Source organism: Sporomusa intestinalis (assembly GCF_055383785.1).
Genome location: NZ_AP042390.1, coordinates 2,763,203 through 2,782,072 on the forward strand (window position 1 = coordinate 2,763,203; position 18,870 = coordinate 2,782,072).

At 49.8% G+C, this 18,870-nt stretch carries 27 protein-coding genes; all 27 read right to left on the minus strand.

Features of this window, described 5'->3' with window-relative positions; translation table 11 throughout:
* Window positions 1-10 precede the first annotated feature (10 nt).
* Entirely contained in the window at window positions 11-901 is an 891-nt protein-coding gene (locus ACZ481_RS12930) for a polyprenyl synthetase family protein (RefSeq protein WP_464770543.1), read from the minus strand.
* A gap of 5 nt (window positions 902-906) precedes the next feature.
* Window positions 907-1,164: an exodeoxyribonuclease VII small subunit gene (xseB, locus tag ACZ481_RS12935; protein ID WP_464770544.1), complete on the minus strand. Its 258-nt coding sequence runs from the start codon at window positions 1,162-1,164 to the stop codon at window positions 907-909.
* On the minus strand, window positions 1,157-2,368 hold the full coding sequence (gene xseA / locus ACZ481_RS12940; protein WP_464770545.1) for an exodeoxyribonuclease VII large subunit: 1,212 nt from the start codon (window positions 2,366-2,368) through the stop codon (window positions 1,157-1,159). Before xseA ends, xseB begins: the two co-directional genes overlap by 8 nt.
* A gap of 115 nt (window positions 2,369-2,483) precedes the next feature.
* On the minus strand, window positions 2,484-2,621 hold the full coding sequence (locus ACZ481_RS12945) for a hypothetical protein (RefSeq protein ID WP_464770546.1): 138 nt from the start codon (window positions 2,619-2,621) through the stop codon (window positions 2,484-2,486).
* 69 nt (window positions 2,622-2,690) lie between these two features.
* Window positions 2,691-3,596 carry a Kae1-like domain-containing protein gene (locus ACZ481_RS12950; protein WP_464770547.1) on the minus strand — a complete coding sequence of 302 codons (906 nt, stop codon included), beginning with the start codon at window positions 3,594-3,596 and terminating at the stop codon, window positions 2,691-2,693.
* 50 nt (window positions 3,597-3,646) lie between these two features.
* Window positions 3,647-4,063: a transcription antitermination factor NusB gene (gene nusB, locus ACZ481_RS12955; RefSeq protein ID WP_464770548.1), complete on the minus strand. Its 417-nt coding sequence runs from the start codon at window positions 4,061-4,063 to the stop codon at window positions 3,647-3,649.
* A 21-nt stretch (window positions 4,064-4,084) separates the two neighbouring features.
* Window positions 4,085-4,321 (minus strand): DUF2273 domain-containing protein, encoded by a 237-nt coding sequence (locus ACZ481_RS12960; protein WP_464770549.1) that lies wholly within the window; start codon window positions 4,319-4,321, stop codon window positions 4,085-4,087.
* Between the two features lie 2 nt (window positions 4,322-4,323).
* Window positions 4,324-4,863: an alkaline shock response membrane anchor protein AmaP gene (amaP, locus tag ACZ481_RS12965; protein ID WP_464770550.1), complete on the minus strand. Its 540-nt coding sequence runs from the start codon at window positions 4,861-4,863 to the stop codon at window positions 4,324-4,326.
* 33 nt (window positions 4,864-4,896) lie between these two features.
* Window positions 4,897-5,298, minus strand: coding sequence for an Asp23/Gls24 family envelope stress response protein (locus tag ACZ481_RS12970; protein WP_464765809.1), 402 nt, complete (start codon window positions 5,296-5,298; stop codon window positions 4,897-4,899).
* 127 nt (window positions 5,299-5,425) lie between these two features.
* The gene (locus ACZ481_RS12975) at window positions 5,426-5,965 is read right to left on the minus strand and encodes a SpoIIIAH-like family protein (RefSeq protein ID WP_464765810.1); all 540 of its coding nucleotides are present in this window, start codon (window positions 5,963-5,965) and stop codon (window positions 5,426-5,428) included.
* A 10-nt stretch (window positions 5,966-5,975) separates the two neighbouring features.
* Window positions 5,976-6,590: a hypothetical protein gene (locus tag ACZ481_RS12980; RefSeq protein ID WP_464765811.1), complete on the minus strand. Its 615-nt coding sequence runs from the start codon at window positions 6,588-6,590 to the stop codon at window positions 5,976-5,978.
* A gap of 14 nt (window positions 6,591-6,604) precedes the next feature.
* The gene (gene spoIIIAF / locus ACZ481_RS12985; protein WP_464765812.1) at window positions 6,605-7,219 is read right to left on the minus strand and encodes a stage III sporulation protein AF; all 615 of its coding nucleotides are present in this window, start codon (window positions 7,217-7,219) and stop codon (window positions 6,605-6,607) included.
* 21 nt (window positions 7,220-7,240) lie between these two features.
* The gene (gene spoIIIAE, locus ACZ481_RS12990) at window positions 7,241-8,401 is read right to left on the minus strand and encodes a stage III sporulation protein AE (protein ID WP_464765813.1); all 1,161 of its coding nucleotides are present in this window, start codon (window positions 8,399-8,401) and stop codon (window positions 7,241-7,243) included.
* A 12-nt stretch (window positions 8,402-8,413) separates the two neighbouring features.
* Window positions 8,414-8,800 (minus strand): stage III sporulation protein AD, encoded by a 387-nt coding sequence (gene spoIIIAD, locus ACZ481_RS12995; protein ID WP_144350378.1) that lies wholly within the window; start codon window positions 8,798-8,800, stop codon window positions 8,414-8,416.
* 14 nt (window positions 8,801-8,814) lie between these two features.
* Window positions 8,815-9,012: a stage III sporulation protein AC gene (spoIIIAC, locus tag ACZ481_RS13000; RefSeq protein WP_325527279.1), complete on the minus strand. Its 198-nt coding sequence runs from the start codon at window positions 9,010-9,012 to the stop codon at window positions 8,815-8,817.
* A 31-nt stretch (window positions 9,013-9,043) separates the two neighbouring features.
* Window positions 9,044-9,562, minus strand: a complete 519-nt coding sequence (gene spoIIIAB / locus ACZ481_RS13005; RefSeq protein WP_464765814.1) for a stage III sporulation protein SpoIIIAB — start codon at window positions 9,560-9,562, stop codon at window positions 9,044-9,046.
* Entirely contained in the window at window positions 9,553-10,545 is a 993-nt protein-coding gene (spoIIIAA, locus tag ACZ481_RS13010) for a stage III sporulation protein AA (protein WP_464765815.1), read from the minus strand. Before spoIIIAA ends, spoIIIAB begins: the two co-directional genes overlap by 10 nt.
* A 142-nt stretch (window positions 10,546-10,687) precedes the next feature.
* On the minus strand, window positions 10,688-11,161 hold the full coding sequence (locus tag ACZ481_RS13015; RefSeq protein ID WP_464765816.1) for a CD1247 N-terminal domain-containing protein: 474 nt from the start codon (window positions 11,159-11,161) through the stop codon (window positions 10,688-10,690).
* Between the two features lie 108 nt (window positions 11,162-11,269).
* A complete protein-coding gene (gene efp / locus ACZ481_RS13020) occupies window positions 11,270-11,827 on the minus strand; it encodes an elongation factor P (RefSeq protein ID WP_464765817.1) in 558 nt (185 codons plus the stop codon).
* A gap of 30 nt (window positions 11,828-11,857) precedes the next feature.
* Window positions 11,858-12,928 carry a M24 family metallopeptidase gene (locus tag ACZ481_RS13025; protein WP_464765818.1) on the minus strand — a complete coding sequence of 357 codons (1,071 nt, stop codon included), beginning with the start codon at window positions 12,926-12,928 and terminating at the stop codon, window positions 11,858-11,860.
* Window positions 12,929-12,931: 3 nt separating this feature from the next.
* Window positions 12,932-13,384, minus strand: a complete 453-nt coding sequence (gene aroQ / locus ACZ481_RS13030; protein WP_464765819.1) for a type II 3-dehydroquinate dehydratase — start codon at window positions 13,382-13,384, stop codon at window positions 12,932-12,934.
* Between the two features lie 136 nt (window positions 13,385-13,520).
* Entirely contained in the window at window positions 13,521-15,191 is a 1,671-nt protein-coding gene (locus ACZ481_RS13035; protein WP_464765820.1) for a peptidoglycan D,D-transpeptidase FtsI family protein, read from the minus strand.
* A 58-nt stretch (window positions 15,192-15,249) separates the two neighbouring features.
* Complete coding sequence (locus tag ACZ481_RS13040; RefSeq protein WP_464765821.1) at window positions 15,250-15,456, minus strand: DUF4911 domain-containing protein; 207 nt, start codon at window positions 15,454-15,456, stop codon at window positions 15,250-15,252.
* Window positions 15,449-16,687 (minus strand): peptidase U32 family protein, encoded by a 1,239-nt coding sequence (locus tag ACZ481_RS13045; RefSeq protein WP_464765822.1) that lies wholly within the window; start codon window positions 16,685-16,687, stop codon window positions 15,449-15,451. The genes ACZ481_RS13040 and ACZ481_RS13045 overlap by 8 nt, the downstream gene beginning before the upstream one ends.
* Window positions 16,684-17,295, minus strand: a complete 612-nt coding sequence (locus tag ACZ481_RS13050; protein ID WP_464765823.1) for an O-methyltransferase — start codon at window positions 17,293-17,295, stop codon at window positions 16,684-16,686. The genes ACZ481_RS13045 and ACZ481_RS13050 overlap by 4 nt, the downstream gene beginning before the upstream one ends.
* A complete protein-coding gene (mltG, locus tag ACZ481_RS13055; RefSeq protein ID WP_464765824.1) occupies window positions 17,295-18,308 on the minus strand; it encodes an endolytic transglycosylase MltG in 1,014 nt (337 codons plus the stop codon). The genes ACZ481_RS13050 and mltG overlap by 1 nt, the downstream gene beginning before the upstream one ends.
* Before the next feature lie 157 nt (window positions 18,309-18,465).
* Window positions 18,466-18,804, minus strand: a complete 339-nt coding sequence (locus tag ACZ481_RS13060; RefSeq protein WP_464765825.1) for a DUF1292 domain-containing protein — start codon at window positions 18,802-18,804, stop codon at window positions 18,466-18,468.
* Between the last annotated feature and the right edge of the window lie 66 nt (window positions 18,805-18,870).

Sequence of the window (18,870 nt, forward strand, 5' to 3'; positions counted from 1 at the left end):
TATTTACACCTCAGGCTTCACGATTGATTAAATATTCCACTAAGTCTCGTAAAATTGCCGCTTCGGAACCAAAACCCTGTAAGCTTAGCAGGGCATTGTCCACGGCCTGCCGGGCCAGGCGCTGAGCGCCCTCCAGGGAATGGAAGGTTACATAAGTCGCTTTTTGATTCCGCAGGTCACTGCCCACCGGTTTACCAATCTTGTCCTGACTCCCAATTACATCAAGAATATCATCGGTAATCTGAAAAGCCAGACCGAAATGTTCAGCATAATCAGTCAGGGCCTCAACCTGATTGGCACTGGCATTGGCCAGCAGCGCCCCGGCCCGCAGGGCGGCCTTAAATAAGGCGCCGGTTTTGGCCTGATGGATAAACTGCAGAGTGCCGGCATCAATGCTTTGCCCTTCAGAGGCCAGATCGACCGCCTGGCCGCCCACCATGCCGGCCGCGCCGGCAGCAACCGCCATCTCCCGCACTACATTAATCAATACGGCGCCATTAACATTGGGCTGGGAGAGCATGGTGGCGAACGCGGCAGTTAATAAACCGTCACCAGCTAAAATTGCCATGCCATCACCATAAATTTTATGATTGGTGAGTTTGCCGCGCCGGTAATCATCATTATCCATAGCCGGCAAATCATCATGGATCAGCGAATAGGTGTGAATCATCTCCAAACCACAGGCCACAGGCAGATAATCAGTGCCGCAGCCGCCGGCAGCATCGGCGGCTGCCATCAGCATAATCGGCCGCAGCCTTTTGCCGCCGGCAAACAGGCTATAGCGCATAGCCTCGTAGATAATGGGCGGATTGGCAGCGGCAGGAATATAGCGGGCCAGGGCCTCTTCAAGCAAACTTACTTTTTGCCGGCAATAATGACTCAGGGAAAGTTGTTTTGTCATAGCAGTCAATCAGCCTCCGCCAGATTAAGTGGTTTTTCAACAAGACGGCCTTGTTCCTGCTGGAGAATTTTATTTACCTGGGCCTCAGCAGCATTTAGGCGTTCAAAACACAGTTTGGCATAGGCAATACCTTCCCCAAACCGGTCTAAGGCCTCCTCCAGTGGAAGCTCACCTGTTTCCAGCTGTTTTACAATTACTTCTAATTTGCCAAGAGCGTCTTCAAAACATACATTACTTTGTTTATTACCTGCTTTATTAGCCATTGTTCTCCTCCTTTACCCCAACCACATCGACATCGAGCCGTCCCTGCCGCAAAATAATCTCCAGCCGCTGCCCCGGTGTTACCTGGCCGCTGCCGGTCACCACCTCTCCCGCCGGTGTGCGGGTCAGGCTGTAGCCCCTGGCCAGCACGGCCAGCGGATTAAGTACGGCAAGTTTTTCCGTATGTATTTTCAGTGCATGCTGTTTGGCGACAATAATTTTTTGCATTGCCTGGCCCAGCCGTTCCAGGTATAAATCGGTAAGCTGCTTTTTGTCAGCCAGCAGCTTGTCCGGCTGCTGGAATACTTTGTTATCGCGGAGCTGCTGGAGCACTTGCCGCCGCCCTTTTACATAAGTCCGTATATTATTCTCCAGCATAGTTTGCAGCGTATGGATATAGCGTTTCAACTCATTCACATCGGGGACGACAAGCTCAGCCGCCTGGGAAGGCGTTGCGGCCCGGCGGTCGGCGGCAAAATCGGCCAGTGTGTAGTCTGTCTGGTGCCCTACCGCCGAGACAACAGGGATGCCCGAGGCAGCGATAGCCCGCACTACCTTTTCATCATTAAAGGCCCATAGCTCTTCGATTGAACCGCCCCCGCGGCCGGCAATAATAACCTCAACATTAGCGAGGCGGTTAAAGGCCTGGATAGCCTGTACAATCTGTCCTGGAGCCTCCAGCCCCTGAACCTGAACCGGATACAGAATCAGGCGCAGGCCAGGATGACGCCGGTTGGCAACCGTGATAATATCTCTGAGCGCAGCTCCAGACGGTGAGGTTACAATCCCTACCGCTTTGGGCAACAGCGGCAGGGGCCGTTTCCGGCTTTCATCAAACAGGCCGGCCGCTGCCAGCTTTTCTTTCAGCTGATTAAAGGCAATACTGAGTTCCCCCAGACCGTCAGGTATTAACTGATCGGCGTAAAGCTGATATTGTCCGTCGCGCTCGAATACGGTCACCTGGCCAAATGCAACTACCTTGAGGCCATCACGGGGTTCAAATTTTAAAAATTGCGCCCGGCTTTTAAACATAACCCCTTTTATCTGCGAACCGGCATCTTTCAGGGTAAAATAGCAATGGCCTGAATAGTGGCATTTAAAATTAGACAACTCGCCCCGGAGAGCAACGGAAACCAGTTTCGGGTCTTTATCAAACAGACTTTTAAGATATTTGGTAAAATCGCTGACCGTATATATGTTGCTCATATTCATTTCACCTGATTATCTTCCATCTTATTTTAGTTAGGAACCGGACAAACATAATCATAACCTATAAATACAAAAAAAACCAGACATAAGTCTGGGTAAAGATTTTTAGTCTTTAAAAACGGGAACCGAAATAGCGCTGTGTAAAATAGCCGCTTATTCCCCCCACCACGAACCAGAAAAAATATCCGGGCGGAATAAGATACCCAACAACCGAGCCTATGACTGCACCTGCCAGAATATAGGGAACCATGGTGTCACCTCCCGGCATATGATTTTGTGTATCATATGCCGGCGCGGCCGTATTGGTGCATCGGCGCAATCAGGCGTTCAGGGCGACATAAGCGGCGCCGGCCGCATTGTCCGGGCTATACCTGCTTTCAGGCCAATACAGCCTGGCCACGCCGGGAAGTTCCAGCTGTTCCTGCAGATAGCGCCTGATAAAACGATTGGCCGTTACCCCGCCGACCAGCAGTACCTCTGTCAGTCCGGTGCCGGCGATTGCCTGTTTAAGCATTTTTGCTACGGCGGCGGCGATACCAAGCTCCACCCCGGCCGCAATGGCGCTGCTGTCGGCACCCTGGGCGATTAATTTGCGTATGTGGGTTTCGGGACCGGCAAAGCTGACGGTGGTGCCGCGCACGCATACCGGTATTTTGGCGGGGTGGCTGTGGCCTGACGCGGCCAAAGCCTCCAGCTGAGGACCGGCAGGAAACGGCAGTCCTAACAAAACGCCCACCCGGTCTACCAATTGGCCGGCGTGAATATCCTGACTGCAGCCAAGGAGCTCAATGTGTAATCTTTTGTCCTGCCTGTGGCTGGCAGCGGCGGCTACCCTCATAACTTCGGTCGTGCCGCCGGATAAATGAACAGCCAGAAATTGTGCCGATTCCGGCCCCCCTGCCGACCAAATGCCGGCAAAAATATGGTTTTCCTGATGACTGATGCGCTGGAGAGGAACATTATGGCTCAGCGCCAACACCTTAGCATAGCCGTCCCCCACCAGAAAGGCAGGCATATAGGAATCCGGCAAGGGCCGGGGCCAGGCCGAAACCGCTATGCCTTTGAAAGCCACAGGCCCGGCAAGCCCCCGGCAGGCCTCCGCAAATAATTCAGGCAGATTACGGGTATGCTGAAATACCATTTCCGATTGCTGCAGCCCCCGGCTGCCGGCCTTAACTTTAAGAAGCCGCCGGCAATCGGCAACCAGCTGCCCAGCCTCATCCAAGAGTGCGACTGAGCTTGTATAGCAACTGGTATCTATCCCCAGCGAATAGCTCATGTCAAGCCTTTGTTTTTTACAATTGATCCTAAAATACCATTAATAAACCGGCTCGACTCCTCCGTGCCAAAGGTTTTTGCCAGTTCCACGGCTTCATTGATGGCGACGCCTGGCTGTAGCCGCTCCTTACTGTATTTCATTTCATAGATAGCCATCCGGGCTATATTCCGGTCAACACCGGCCATACGGTCAATTTTCCATTCCTGTGATAACTCTGATATGTAATCATCAATAGCGGCTAAATTGCTATAGGTGCCCTCAACCAATGACTTGGCATACAGCTTAGTACTCTCGTTGACGTCTGGCTGTTCACTGAATACCGAGTTAAGTGCTTCATCATTACTGATACCTAGGTTAAAATCCAATTGAAATAATGCTTGCACAGCCATTTCACGGGCCTTTCTGCGGCTCATAATTTCCCTCTTTCCAAGCGCTTACCGGTTGTAACCAGGAGGTAGCAGCTTATCCAAAATTTCCATAATATCTTCTTTTTGGTCAATGCGTTTACCCACTACATAACCGGCAATAACGCATAAAACTACAAATAGTGTACGAAAAAAACCAAAAGTTATAACAAGGATGCCAAATGTAAAGCCAAATAGCACCCCCAGAATTTTGCCGCTATGGTGCTGCCAGATTTCCTCCAGTAGTTTGGAATTCAAAACTGTCACCTCTATTCAACACGCTGTTTTGCCTTAAAATCATTGCTGATATTATCCACAGTAACCTGAACATCAGCCAGCTCGATCCCTACGGTATTTTTTATATGTTCATGCACACGCTTTTGAATTTCATCGGCAACCGTCGGCACATGGCTTTCCGGGCTGACCACCGCTTTGATTCGCACGGTAATACCCTGGGGAGCCAACGCCACCTTTACCTTAAGGCCCCTTACACCACGCAGGTGGCGGACCGTTTTTTCCACCAAATTTTCGACCGCCGTCAGGGTAATGTGAACATCGCCAATTTCATTATGATGGACAATGGTATCTTTGGTTTTACGGGAGCGAAGGCCGGCCAAAAGCAGTCTGATACTAACGAGAAAAAAGACCGCTCCCACCAGCGAAGCTTCCCATTGACCATATATATAGCCAAGGCTTGTCCACGCCAATTCCATCGGAATAAGGCGTAAAGACAGGAGAATGGCGGCAAATGATAAAAAAGCCAGTAAAAATGTGTAAATAGACAGGATAATGCGGTCAATAATCCCCATAGCTTCGTTCTCCTTTCTTTTGGCCTTTTCCTGTTATCTTACCCTAATGTCTTCTTCTTTACCTTCCAGGGCAAAGCCTACACCCTGGACATGAATATTAACCTCAACCACATCAAGACCGGTCATAGATTCAATCCCCCGTTTCACGTTTTCCTGGACTCTCAGCGCAACATCGGGGATACGTACGCCATATTCGACGATAATATATAGATCTACTGCCGCTTCCCGTTCGCCAACCTCCACCTTAACTCCTTTGGAGAGGTTCTTTTTACCCAGCATTTCGGCAATCCCACCGACTAAGCCGGCACTCATGCCAGCCACGCCGGCAACTTCAGTAGCCGCAAGCCCGGCAATTATGCCAACAACCTCATCGGCAATCCTAATAGAACCAACATCATTATGTTCCGTTTTTTCCATCCGCTCTCTCTTTTCCATTCCAACCCTCCCCAACCTTTTAGCTATTACAATGTATTACCAGACCGGATATCTTATAACTATATTATTATACCAAGCTTTTTCCATTTTTACAAATAGGGAAAACAAGCGGAGAGAGTCTCTCCGCTTACGGTTTAGCGCTTACAGTAACATCCTCGGGCTTAACCCCGGCAATCCGGCAAATGACTTCTGCCACCTGGATCACTTCCTCCCGGGACAATGCGGTCGTTTTGACAACAGCGCTGACTGAGTTTTCCTGAATAAACACCAGGGCATCGCCAAAGCCTTTGGCTTTTATTAAGTTTTCCATTTCCGCTTCCCGCTGCTTTTCCAGGGTCATTTTTAAAATCGTTTCCTGAGCCTGATGTTTAGTATCTTCGGTTTCCGCATCTTTTATAATCTCCCGCAGGAGATCGGACCGTTCACTTCTGATCTTATCCCTTTCCAGCCGGTATTCAGTAAAAAAGTCGGGAGCCATTACCGGCACCACCTGCTCGCTGACCGCTTTTGTGACCTGCATGGCATTGGATCTGTCGGCCCGGGCTTGACGCATATCCTGGGCGTAGTTCCAGGCACCGCTGATAAGCAGGGAAAGAATGCCTGCGGCCACGATAAAGGCAGCAAATTTTCCTATTTTATTTATCGATAATACCGAAAATATTCTCATGCCCTTACCCTCACTTTCTTTGCGGCAGTACAGTAATTTTATAAGAGGGGATGCCTAAACCTGATTCCACAGCTCTGGTCAGATTAGCCTTAACTGTTGAATCAACAGCCCCTTCGGCCACGACCAGCACCCCTTTGATGACCGGCTTGTATTCCCGGACCATCACCGGCCGGTCGGCCCCGCTTTCTTTGCTTAATAATACCTGTTCAGACTCTTTCGTTTCAGTTGTTGTGCGGATTCCGCCCGCATTGTCCTTTTCCTGCACCGTTTTGGTTTCTTTGGTAATATTTTTGGCAGGTTCCTGCAGGCCGCCGGTTTCTAAGGTTACATTCACCGATACGGCCCCGGCCCCCTTGATCTGGGCCAGCAAATTCGAGAGCTTGCCCTCCAGCACCTCTTCATAGCTGCGGGCAGCCGGCGTGCCTTTGGTAATATCCGCCGCGACCGAAGGCTGCGTGTTTGCCGGCACCGGTTCATATATCCCCCCGATTAACAGCAGCACAATCCCCAGTAGCCCGAGCCAGATGAGCCTGGCATTAATAACACCGTCTTTCAATAGTTGACTGGGAACCGCTTTTTTGGCACCAGACAGCCATCCTTTCAGCGAAGCTCCTATCGCTCCCATACCTCTCTTACCTCCTATTGTATCTGTTTAACCTCAACCTGACTGGACTTAAGCTGATATAACTCAGTCACCATCCTTTTCACTTTGTCGATTACTACCGGCGACAGCTTATTCGGCACCTTGGGTGCTTCAGCAGATTTTTCGCCGATAGTCACTTTGGCAATTTTGCGCTCATCAGCGGCAAAGCCTGGTTCAATATACACAACTACATTGTTGATTTTGCCCAGCGCTTTACTATCCGGCTGGGTATCGGCAATGGCTACTGTTACCTTAGCATTGGCTACACCGTCGATTGCCATGACCATCGCCCTTATTTGCTTGGCCAGATCCCTGGCATATATCTCTCTGGCCAGCTGATTGCGCCTGTCGGCAACATGGGAGCCGGCACTTACAATCTCCGCATCAGACAACGAGCTGCCGACCTGGGCCAAAGCCGGAACTTGGTCGGCCGACAGCCTGTTTTCCAAAACACTGATGACCGGATTTAAGATCGCCAGCAGAATAAACAAGCCCATAATCACCCTGATAAAGCGCTGCATGCTGCTATTAGGCAGCAACAGCTCCAGAAACGAGGCAAATAACACCACATAGATAATACTTTTTACCCAGACAGTAACAGCATCCATCATCTTATCACCCACCGCCGCTTTCTAACGCAGCATCATCGCCACACTGCCGGAACCAATGATCATGGTAACCACTAAAAAAAACATTAAGGCAACTGTTAATAAGGCGCCAAACACTAAGAGCAGATTATTGCCCATGGCATCCAGGCATTTGGCCATTTTTTCATCCCCCATCGGCTGGATCAGCGCCCCGGCAATTTTTATCACGACAACCAATGAAATCAGTTTAATGAGCGGTATTGCACAGATCAGGGCAATGGCCAATACGCCGAAAATGCCAACGGCATTTTTTAACAGCAGCGAGGCCCCCATAACCAGTTCGACAGTGTCGGCGAACATTTTGCCCACTACCGGTATAAAAGTGGCTGTTGCGTATTTTGCCGTTCTCAGTGTCAAGCCGTCGGCCACACTGCCGGCAACACCCTGAATGCTGATAATACCGATAAAAACCACCAGCACTAAACCCAGGGTCATCATCCCGGCCTGCTTCAGCACCCCTGTCAAATTACTGAGCTTGTAGCTGCCGGACAAATAGTTCACGCATTCTAAGACCGCAGTCAGGAACAAAAGCGGCAGAACGATATCCTTAACAGCCACACTGGTGACACTTACCACCAGGAGCATCAGCGGGGTTAGCAGCGCCGCCGAGGTTAGAGCGCCGACCCCGGCTAAGAGGGAGAGCAATAAGGGCAGCAGCGCTTGCATAAACCCAACCATATTGCTTACGGTTTCCCGGGCGAGCGCTAGTCCCTGGTAAAAGGCGCTTAAGGCAATCACTGACAAAAAGATAAAACATACACTGTAGGCCAGCAGCGAGATTGCTGATTGCTCAAATGAATTTTGCAAATTTTGCAGTAAGGCGCACAATACGGCTAAAAATAACAGCTTGCCAAGGAGATGAATATTTGTTGCTACCTCTTTAAAGAAGTAGGAGAGCAGTTTATTGGCAATGGTTTCCCAGTTGAAAGTCAGGCCTTTGGCGGCAATATCTTTGATTGTTTCCGTACTCAATAAAGGGATTTCCTCAGTCAGCTCTTTGTTGATCACCTGAATAAACTCATTGATATGATTTACCGAGGTGCTTTCCAGCAAATCAACAGGTAAATCCGGCCCGGCCTCAGGCGCTGCCCAGGCCATATTGCCCCAGAGTATACAGAATATCAATATAATTATTATTCTTTTCACACATACTCCACCTTAAGGAATGAGTCTTACAATTGTCTCCAGGACCAAGGCAATGATGGGTATAGCCATAACCATAATGAGTATTTTACCGGCAAATTCAATCTTACCGGCCACTGCACCCTCACCGGCATCCCGGCACACCTGGGCGCCAAACTCGGTAATGTAGGCAATGCCAATAATTTTGAGGATCGTATTTAAGTACATCTGACTAATATTGGCTTTTTCTGATAAATCGCGGAATAAGTCCAGCACCACATTAATCTTGCCAAGGACCATTAAAAAAATGATGGTTGACAAGGTTAGAGCCAGCTGAACGGCGAGTTCAGGCCGCTGTTGTTTAATGATTAAAATCAGCAAGGTAACGACAAACCCTAGCCCGATGATTTGTATGATTTCCATGGCGCGTACACCCCTTAGAACAGCTTAAATACATCCTGAACGGTATTAAACAGTCGGCCTAATAGTTGTACTACCCATAACAACACCATGGCAAAACCGGCAAGGGTACATAAATGAGCCATATCTTCTTTACCGGCCTGCTTTAATGCGGTATGAAAAACAGAGATTAAAATGCCCACGCCGGCAATTTTAAACAACACATCTATTCCCATTTGCTTTCTCTCCCCCCATTAACTCCCTATACTAAACTAAAACAATAACCACGGCCAAGCCCCCGCAAACCCCTAAGTAACGATACATTCTGGCATTTTGTTCACAAATTTTTTCCGCTTCATATTGGATTCTGGACAGCTGTTCATGGACTAAATCCAGGGATTTATGCTGTTCTTCCCGGTTCATGCTCCCTAAGTTGGCGCTGAATACGGCAATAATTTCCTTTTCCGGCTTACTGAGAACAAGCCGGTCCGTTTCGGCCAGCGCCTGCAGCATGGCCGCCTGGGGCGTAAGCCAGCCTTTGCTCGCCAATAATTCCGCCATCGTCTGAAACAGGTCGGCTACCGGGCCGGTAATGCCGCCGGTACAGCGGGACAAAGCTTCAGGCAAGGGTACGGCCACGTAATTAATGTGAGATTTAAGGGCTGACAGGCAACTGATGAGCTGTCTGATCTGCCGCGGCCGTTCCACAAACCGGCCTGCTAAACTAAAGCCGATGCTGGCTCCTGCTGTAACAACCAGCAAACTGCCGAGAATTTTCAACCACATACGTTCACCTCATTTAAACAGGTAAATAGTAGTTTCTTGCGCCGGGAATCAAGGACTTCCTCAATCGTGCCTGGCCCCGACCGGCTGCTCAAAATAATGTACCGTTCAAAAACCTGTTCCTTTATTAACTCACCCACATAGGGGCGCTGCTGAAATTCATCAATTGTCCGGCTGTGAGCGGTGGCAATGACTTTAACGCCGGCACAAACCGCTTCCCGCACAGCCAGCGCGTCTTCCCGGCGGCCTAATTCATCAGTGGCGACGATGCGCGGGGCCATCGACCTGATTAGCATCAACAGCCCGCTGGCTTTGGGACAGGCATCAAGCACATCAACGCGCGGTCCTAAATCCACAGTCGGTATTCCCTGTTGACAGGCCGCTATTTCAGACCGCTCATCCACCACGCCTATTTGTAGACCGGCTATGCCCAGCGTCGGATTGCCTGCACTCAATTGCCTGATTAAATCCCGCAAGATGGTTGTTTTACCACAGCGGGGCGGCGAAATAATTAAGGTACTGAATACTTCCTGGTGTTCCTTGTCTGCCACCAGCGGCAGCAGCCGGTCGGCACAGCCTGGTATCTCTCTTGCCAAGCGGATATTGAGCGAACTAATACTCTTAATTGTCCTGACTGCCCCCTCCAGGGTTATTGCCTGTCCAGTCAGGCCAACCCGGTGACCGCCGGCGATTGTCAAATAACCCTGCCGGACTTCCTCCTCAAAAGCATAAACCGAGTTTTTGCATATCAGCTGAAATGTTCTGTGCACATCCTCGCTGGTGCATTGATACACCCGGGTTTTATGCTCTGTTTGCACAGTAATATCCTCGCTGCCCAATACCAGCTGCAGGGGCTGATTAGCCCTGAGGCGAATCTCTGTGGTTCTGCCCAGCTGACTGCCGGGTAATGCTGCAATCAGTTGGGCAATATGAGGCGGTAAAACAGGATAGATATGTTCGTTCAACGTGGTTTGAATATTTTTCATACAGCTTTCATCCTTATCGTTGATAGGCGACTTGTCTAAAGGTTTATGCTCCCTTTCTTTACATAGATATGTGATAAGAAATTGGTTTATGACAAAAAGAAAAGACTTAGCTTATGCTAAGTCTGTGGCGATCAAGTAAGTTTCACACGCCGGGATGCATGATATGACCGGTAGCCCGCTGGTTATACTGGTTATCGACAGTGATATCCAGCTCATTATCATACACTACCCCGCCGCAGTACGGGCAGGTAACCTCAATATCCTCTTCATCATCTAATATGCTTGATTCGAAAGTTACCATTTCATGGCAGGCCGGGCAAGCCATTTCGACCATATCATCATCTGCTTCACCGTATAGATCATCGTCATCATACCCATCGTCGTCTGCATCTTCTTCATATATTTGGTCTTCGAGGTCAGTTAAATCTTCATCAATTGACTCTACATACTCCTCAAGCTCCAACTGTGCCAGATTAACATTTTGCACTTCATCGGCAAACGATTCCAGTACGTCAATAATATTAAGCAACACCTTGCCCTCTGAGGAATGCTCGTTAACATTAAGACCTTGGGTCAAGCCATGTAAATAAGCAACTTTCTCTTTAAGGTTTCTCATAAAATACCCCCCCTTTAGCTATGCTCTAAGTATTAGACACTATTTCTAGTATGTCCAATGCTTATCAAAACATAACTTAAGGCGGGGGTTTTCCGATTTTAATAATTATCAGGCCCGTTCAATATAGTCGCCGGTGCGGGTGTCGATCCGTAACACTTCACCGGTATTGATAAAGAGCGGCACCCGGACGACATGACCTGTTTCCAGCTTGGCCGGTTTAGTCCCGCCGGTTGCGGTATCACCCCTGATGCCGGGATCGGTTTCGACAACAGTCAATTCTACGGACAGCGGCAGATCAATACCGATCACGTTGCCCTGGAAAAATAATACGGCTATATTCATATTTTCTTTTAAAAACTTACGGGCATCACCCATTTGCTCGCCCGACAATGCGATTTGCTCAAAATTTTCATTATCCATGAGGTTGTACAGGCCGTCGCTTTCATACAGGTATTGCATTTCACGCCGTTCAACATGGGCCTTGGGTAATTTTTCGCCGGCATTAAAGGTGCGTTCAACCACCGCGCCGGTCCGGCCGTTTTTAAGTTTGGCCCGGACAAAAGCGGCCCCTTTTCCTGGTTTTACATGCTGGAAGTCAACTACCTGCCAGACATCGCCGTCAATTTCAACCGTTACCCCTGTTCGAAAATCATTGCTTGAAATCATTAATGATAAGCCTCCCCGTTGTTCTATCAATTAGCATAATTCGATTAAGTCCTTGCTGCTGGCAGTAAGGACTCTGCAGCCATCAGCAGCAACAACCACTAAATCCTCAATCCGTACGCCACCCCAGCCTGGCAGGTAAATTCCCGGCTCAACCGAAACTACCATGCCGGCAGCCAGTTTACTGTCACTGGCTGGTGACAACCGGGGTTCCTCATGAATAAAAAGACCAACCCCGTGCCCTAAGCCGTGCCCAAAGTGCTCACTATAGCCGGCCTCGGCAATGACTTCCCGGGCCGCCAGGTCGACCTCCCGGCCGGTTTTGCCGGCCTGCACGGCGTTAATACCAGCCAGCTGGGCCGCCAGCACGAGCCTATAGATCTCGCGTTGTCTGGCATCGGCGGTGCCGGCCGCAACCGTCCGCGTCATATCGGAATGATAGCCTGCATATACCGCTCCGAAATCCATCGTAATGAAATCGCCGGTTGCAATTATTTTGTCTGACGCCCGGCCATGAGGCAGGGCGCCTCTTGCGCCGGAAGCCACAATAGTGTCAAAGGCCGGTTTTTCCGCACCAAGCTTGCGCATCCGGTATTCAAGCTCAAGCGCAATATCCAGCTCCGTTATTCCCGGCTTAATTACCGGCAGTGTTTGTTTAAACGCTGCATCGGCAATCTCCACCGCCCGGGTGAGCAAAGCCAACTCTGTCTGGTCTTTGATCATTCTCAGCCTATCAAGTTTTACAGGCGATAGTTTTTGCCCACTCAGGCAGCTTTTTAATTTCTGATATGCCTCCCAGGTTACAAAATCGCTTTCAAAACCGAGGCGGACCAGTCCCAGCTTCTTCACCGACTCGGCCAGCGAATCATAGACCGTTGCCCCGTGGCGGATAATCTGATATACAGGAGCCTGCTGTTTAGCTTGTTCAATATATCTGAAATCAGTCAATAATAGCGGAACTTGTGTCCTGCTGATAACCAGCATCCCGGCCGAACCGGCAAAACCACTAAAATACAGCCGGTTTTCCGGTTTGGTGACAATTATGCCGTCAAGGCGGTGCCGTATCATGAGTTTATAAAGTGTATCCAGCCGCTGCTGTATCATCGCTTACGCACCCCTTATCAAAGCGTATGCCGCCTCCAGGGCCAGCAAATACCCTGTTGCGCCGAAGCCGGCTATCTGGCCTACTGCCACCGGCGAGATCACGGAATGCTGGCGGAATTCTTCCCGCCGGTAAATATTGGATAGATGCACTTCCACAGCGGGGACCGTAATGGCGGCCAGCGCATCCCGCACCGCAATGCTATAGTGGGTAAACGCCGCAGGATTAATAATAATACAGGCAAAATTACCCTGAGCCTGCTGAATCGTGTCAACCATTATACCTTCATGGTTAGTTTGGACAATCGTTAGCTCAATACCCAACTCCCCAGCCCGCCGGCTTAACAAGTGATTAATATCGTCAAGTGTAGTTTTGCCGTATACTTCAGGCTCACGCTTCCCCAGTAGATTCAGGTTAGGTCCGTGCAGAACCAGTACTCGCGCGGTAGACGCCGTCATTCTATCATCTCCAGCTCTTTAGCCTAAGCCAGCTACTGCCAAAAAATACATCTGCTCACTAGCTTTTACATTTTAGCATATATTTGCCCGTTTGACTACTAAAAAACTTCGGCCTGGGCCTTTAAGCCGGATTGCCTCACTCTTTGACGATGGCAGTGGCTATTTCCCGGAAAATCGGTGCGGCAACGTTACTGCCGGACATTCCCTCTTCCACAAACACGACAATTACATATTCCGGTTTTTTTAGCGGGGTAAAACCGGCAAACCAGGCATGATTAATCCCCTGGCCGGTTTTATTTGTCCGCCCTGTTTCAGCTGAACCGGTTTTGCCGGCCGAACCAAAGCCGTCCACATAGGCGGCCTGGCCTGTACCATATTGGGTAACGGCTCCCATCATTCCCCGCACTCTCTCCGCGGTCTGGCGGGACATAACCCGTACCTTCGGCCTGGAGTCATGAAAGTTTTTAACAGTTAAACCTTCCTGGCTGGTAAGTTCGCTGACAATATAGGGTTCGACCTTAATGCCGTCATTGACGATCGTGGCCACCGTTTGCGCCAACTGTACCGGTGTCGCTTCGCAATACCCCTGACCAATGGCCAGATTGGCCAAATCCCCGGGATAAAGCTGGTCCGCTTCCGGCAAATTCCCCTCACTCTCGCCAAAAAAATCAAGCTTAGTCCGTGATCCAAAACCAAGCTTTTGGGCCATAGTGATCAATTTTTCCGCGCCTAACTGCAAAGCGATCTGAATAAACACGGGGTTGCTGGAATGGGCCATGGCCTCAGTTATTGTCAGGTGGCCTTTGGGTCCCTGCTCATAATCCCAGCCCTGAAACCTGATATTATTAACGTCAATATAGCCGGGATCAAAAAAGACATCATTCATTTTTACCGTTTTGTTCTCCAAGGCAGCCGCGGCCACGACCAATTTAAAGACCGAACCAGGCTGAAACGAGGAAACTGCCCGGTTAAGCAGGGGGGAACTGCTCTGCTCCAGGTATTGGCTGAGATGGTTGGCATCAAAAGCCGGCCGTGAGGCCATGGCCAGTATCTCGCCGCTTTCGGGGCTCATGACCACCACTGCGCCTTTCAGAACAGTGCGGTTCATAATATCTTCCACTTTTTGTTGAATCTGCTTGTCAATTGTCAGGACCACATTGGTTTCCCTGGTGCCTGTCGCCAGTTTCATCCGTTTATAGCCCAAGCCGGGTATCAGCTGCTGACCGGCATCCACTATAGCGGCTACATATTCAGGCTGACTGCCCCGGAGCAAAGCGTCATACATGCTTTCGATCCCGCTCACCCCCCGGTTATCGGCAGCATTGATATAGCCCACCACATGCGCCGCCAGCGCACCGTGCCCATAGCGAATCTTTTCTGCGACGGCCACAATACCAGGCAGCTTCCTTTCGTTAATTTGATTGGCCGTACTGCTCTCCACGGCAGCTAGGCGAAAAGGATATTCGTTGGTGTTTAACCGCCGCAACCCCGCCGCCAGCACCGCTGGCGGCAGCTGGACAATATTGTCGATCTGGCTAAAGGCGGCTGCCGTTTTATCCTCAATCTGCCCCGGGAAAACAACAATACTGTATTGCTGGGAGGTGTTAGTCAGCGGTACATGATTACGGTCCAGGATTTCGCCTCTGGCAACATCCACAGGCAGTTCCTGCACGCGAATGCTGAGCCCCTCCAAGGCCAGCTGCGGCCCGTGGATAACCTGAAGATAAAACAGCCGCAAGAGCAGCAGGCCGGAGAATACCAAAAAAAATAAAACCAACTGATAAATACGCCGGCTGGAATAAGCCATACTATCACCTGCTAAGTCATTAGTAGGTATAGTATGGCTTATAGTGGCAACAGGTTATTCAGCGTTCAACATATTGGACGCTCACCGGGAGATGGGCCAGTATCTTATGCACTTCCCCGGCTGTATCAGGTGTGGCCCGTATAACAAGAATGCCGGCAAAACGGTCCAGTGTACTCACTACCCCCAGATATTCGTAGCCTTCCATGACCCGGTTGATAAAATTAACATCCTTGGGTTCCACTTGAATATATATCAGGTTATCCATGGCTGTGCTCCCGTTTCTCCGGCCGGCGGAGCATGGAATAGGGCACCACCGGGCTGTTTACCGGCATCGTTACAAGCTGCTGGGGATGAGGGGCCACGTCAATGGGAATACCGTCAGCGTTAACCATCTGACTAATCCTCTGCCGGAAATTTTCCTGTCCGGGCTGCATAATCTCAATTTCTTCCCCGACCTTCATATTATTGCGCTGTTCAATCAGCGCCAGGCCCGATACCGGGTCATATTCTTTGACTAGACCCACAAAATCATGGGTTTGGGTATAACTGGAGGAGGTGTAAATCTGGTCTTGGGCCGAGGTTTTATTGAAGTAAAACCCGGTTGTGTATTCCCGGTGCGAGACTTTCTGCAATTCATCAAGCCAGCCTGCTTTGATCTGGAAATCCTGGGGTGAGCTGGCGTAACAATCGATAGCTTCGCGGTATACTTTAACAACCGTAGCCACATAATGCACGCTTTTCATCCGGCCTTCAATCTTAAAGCTGTTTAAGCCACTGGCCGCCAGCTCCGGCAGGTGACTAAGCAGGCATAAATCTTTCGAATTAAAGATATAGGTGCCACGGTTATCTTCCAGTACCGGCAAGTAGACTCCCGGGCGGCTTGCTTCCATTATATGATATTTCCAGCGGCAGGGCTGCGCGCACTCCCCCCGGTTGGCATCACGCCCTGTCAGGTAGTTGCTGATGAGGCACCGCCCGGAATAAGACATACACATCGCACCATGCACAAAAGCCTCAAGTTCAATATCAACTTTCTGCCTGATCACGCCAATCTCCCGCAGAGAAAGCTCTCTGGCCAGAACTATGCGCGCAGCGCCCAGCTCCTGCCAGAACTGGGCAGTGGCCCAGTTGGTACAATTGGCCTGCGTGCTGATATGGATAGGCAGGCCCGGGGCTACCTGCCGGGCAATACGGTACACCCCCAGGTCAGATACAATAATGGCATCTGCCGCCATAGCGGCCACATCCCTGATATAATCGGGCAGCGCTGTCAGGTCGTCATTATGGGGAAAAATGTTAATCGTAATATAAGCCTTCTTACCGAGACTGTGAGCAAAGGCAATTCCCTGCCGCAGATCATCCTGCGCGAAATTATCGCTGAAGGCCCGCAAGCCAAACGCTTTGCCGCCCATATACACAGCATCGGCCCCGTAAATAAGGGCCATTTTAAGTTTTTCCAAATTGCCCGCAGGCGCTAGAAGTTCAGGTTTTCTCACGTTTTTGTCTCTCCCTGGTAATAGGATACAGCCATGCCGTCACCACGAGGATGGATTGTCGTCTTAAAGCGTTGGTCGGTAGTAACAAAATTCAGATAGGCCTTAAGGCGTTTAATAATCGTGCGAAAGCGCCTGGGGGCAGCTTGCTCATCAAGTACCCAGCCTCTAAATAATACATTGTCGGCAATAACAACAGCTTCTGGAGAAAGTTTATCCATCACTTTATGTAAATAGTCAAGATACTGCCCCTTGGCAGCATCAATGAATACTAAATCAAAGGGACCGGCAAGGCGGGGTATTATTTCGCCGGCATCGCCCGCGATCAAGTGTATCGGAGTTGACAGCGCGGCATCAGCCAAAAAACGTTTGGCCACAGCAAGCCGGTCTTCGTCTTTTTCCAGTGTAATGATCCGGCCATTTGGCCCCATAGCAGCCGCCAACAGCAAGGTTGAATAACCAATGGCCGTTCCGATCTCTAGTATCGCTGCCGGCTTAGCGGCTGCGGTCACTGCCTGCAGCAGCAGCCTGCCTTCCCGGCTGATGATCGGCACATGCTGGGTATCCGCATAAGCCTCCATCAAGGTTAATACCTGCATGGTACTGTCCATTAAATTTGCACCTGTTCAATGGCTGCTAAATGTTCCTCATAGGTTTTGCTAAAATGATGCTTCCCCTGCTTATCGGCAACAAAATACAAATAATCGGTTTTGTCCGCAAACAATACGGCCTGGATTGCTGCACTGCCGGGATTAGAAATGGGGCCCGGCGGTAAGCCCATAATCTGATAGGTGTTGTAAGGGGAGGTGATCTGGGTGTCCTGAATCGTAAGCTCCGGCTTCGGATAACCAAGGATATATTGTATTGTGGCGCAGGATTGCAAAGGCATCGCCAGTTTTACCCTGTTGGCAAACACCCCGGCAATTACGGGCCTGTCCTCGCTCAGCTGGGCTTCTTTTTCGACCAGTGATGCTAAGATGACCACCTCCCGCAGGGAGAATCCCAGTTCAGAAGCCCGCAGGCGCAGATCTGGCGTCAGTTTGGCGTCAAACTGCTGAACCATCATCATAAGCAGCTCTTCTTCCGTTACTCCCTTTGCCACCCGGTACGTATCCGGAAATATAAAGCCTTCCACCTGGTACTTGCTGTCAGGATTAGCCGTCATGTAGGAAAATGGCGCAAAGTTTTTGGCAAGTGCCTTAAACTTCTCCGGATCAGCCAGGTTTTTCTCTGCTAAAAGCAGGGCAATTTGATCAACCGTATAGCCTTCCGGAATAGTAAATTGCTGATAGGCGGTCTGACCCTGGGAAATGATGGCCAGCATTTGCTGTACCGGCATGTTGGCACTAATCGCGTACTCGCCGGCCTGCAGCATGTTTTCCACCCCTTCCAGCCTGGCCGCTACCCGGAAAACCAGAGTATTTTTAATCAATCCCTGGCTGGCTAATTCCTCGGCAATTACCTTGGTCGGTGTGCCTGGCTTAATTGTAATAAGATGCAGTTCATCAGAGCTGCCGGCCGGCTGCGTCATGGTCCACCCGACAGCGGCACCGACCATGACTAAGGCAGCGGCAATAACGCCGGTAATGGCTCTTTTTATAATTGAATGATTAAGCATGATCATCCACTATCCCTCTTTCATCTTAACATAGCTATTATATTATAATATATAATCCCTATGGAGACAAATAGCGTTAAAAAAGAAGCCTTACGGCTTCTTTTTATCCCTATCAGAATTCATAAATTAGACTTTGCGGCGGGGATAGAAAATCTTGTTCTTGTTACTCTTCCTCGTCTTCAAAAACCATTTCCTCGTACGCCTTACGAACCTGTTCAAACTCTTCATCTGTTGGATCCAGGTAAATTTCTTCACCATTTTCGTCAACGTCAATCCGGGCGATAAATACATCCGTTTCATCGCCGCAGCCGCAGCCGCAGCTGTCATCACTGCATTCGCAGCCTTCTTCATCAACATCGATTGGGACCAGTATAGCAAAGCGCTTATCACCGACAGGAACAATCATATCTTCGCGATAATAGTATTCGTTGCCTTCTTCATCAGTCATGACTACTACCGGCTCGTCAAGCTCCATCATATCGTCTTGGTCGTTATCAGCCATTTTTTTCACCTCTTTTTACTCATACGCACTCTTATTCTATCCTAGAAAGGATATCCTGTCAAGGAA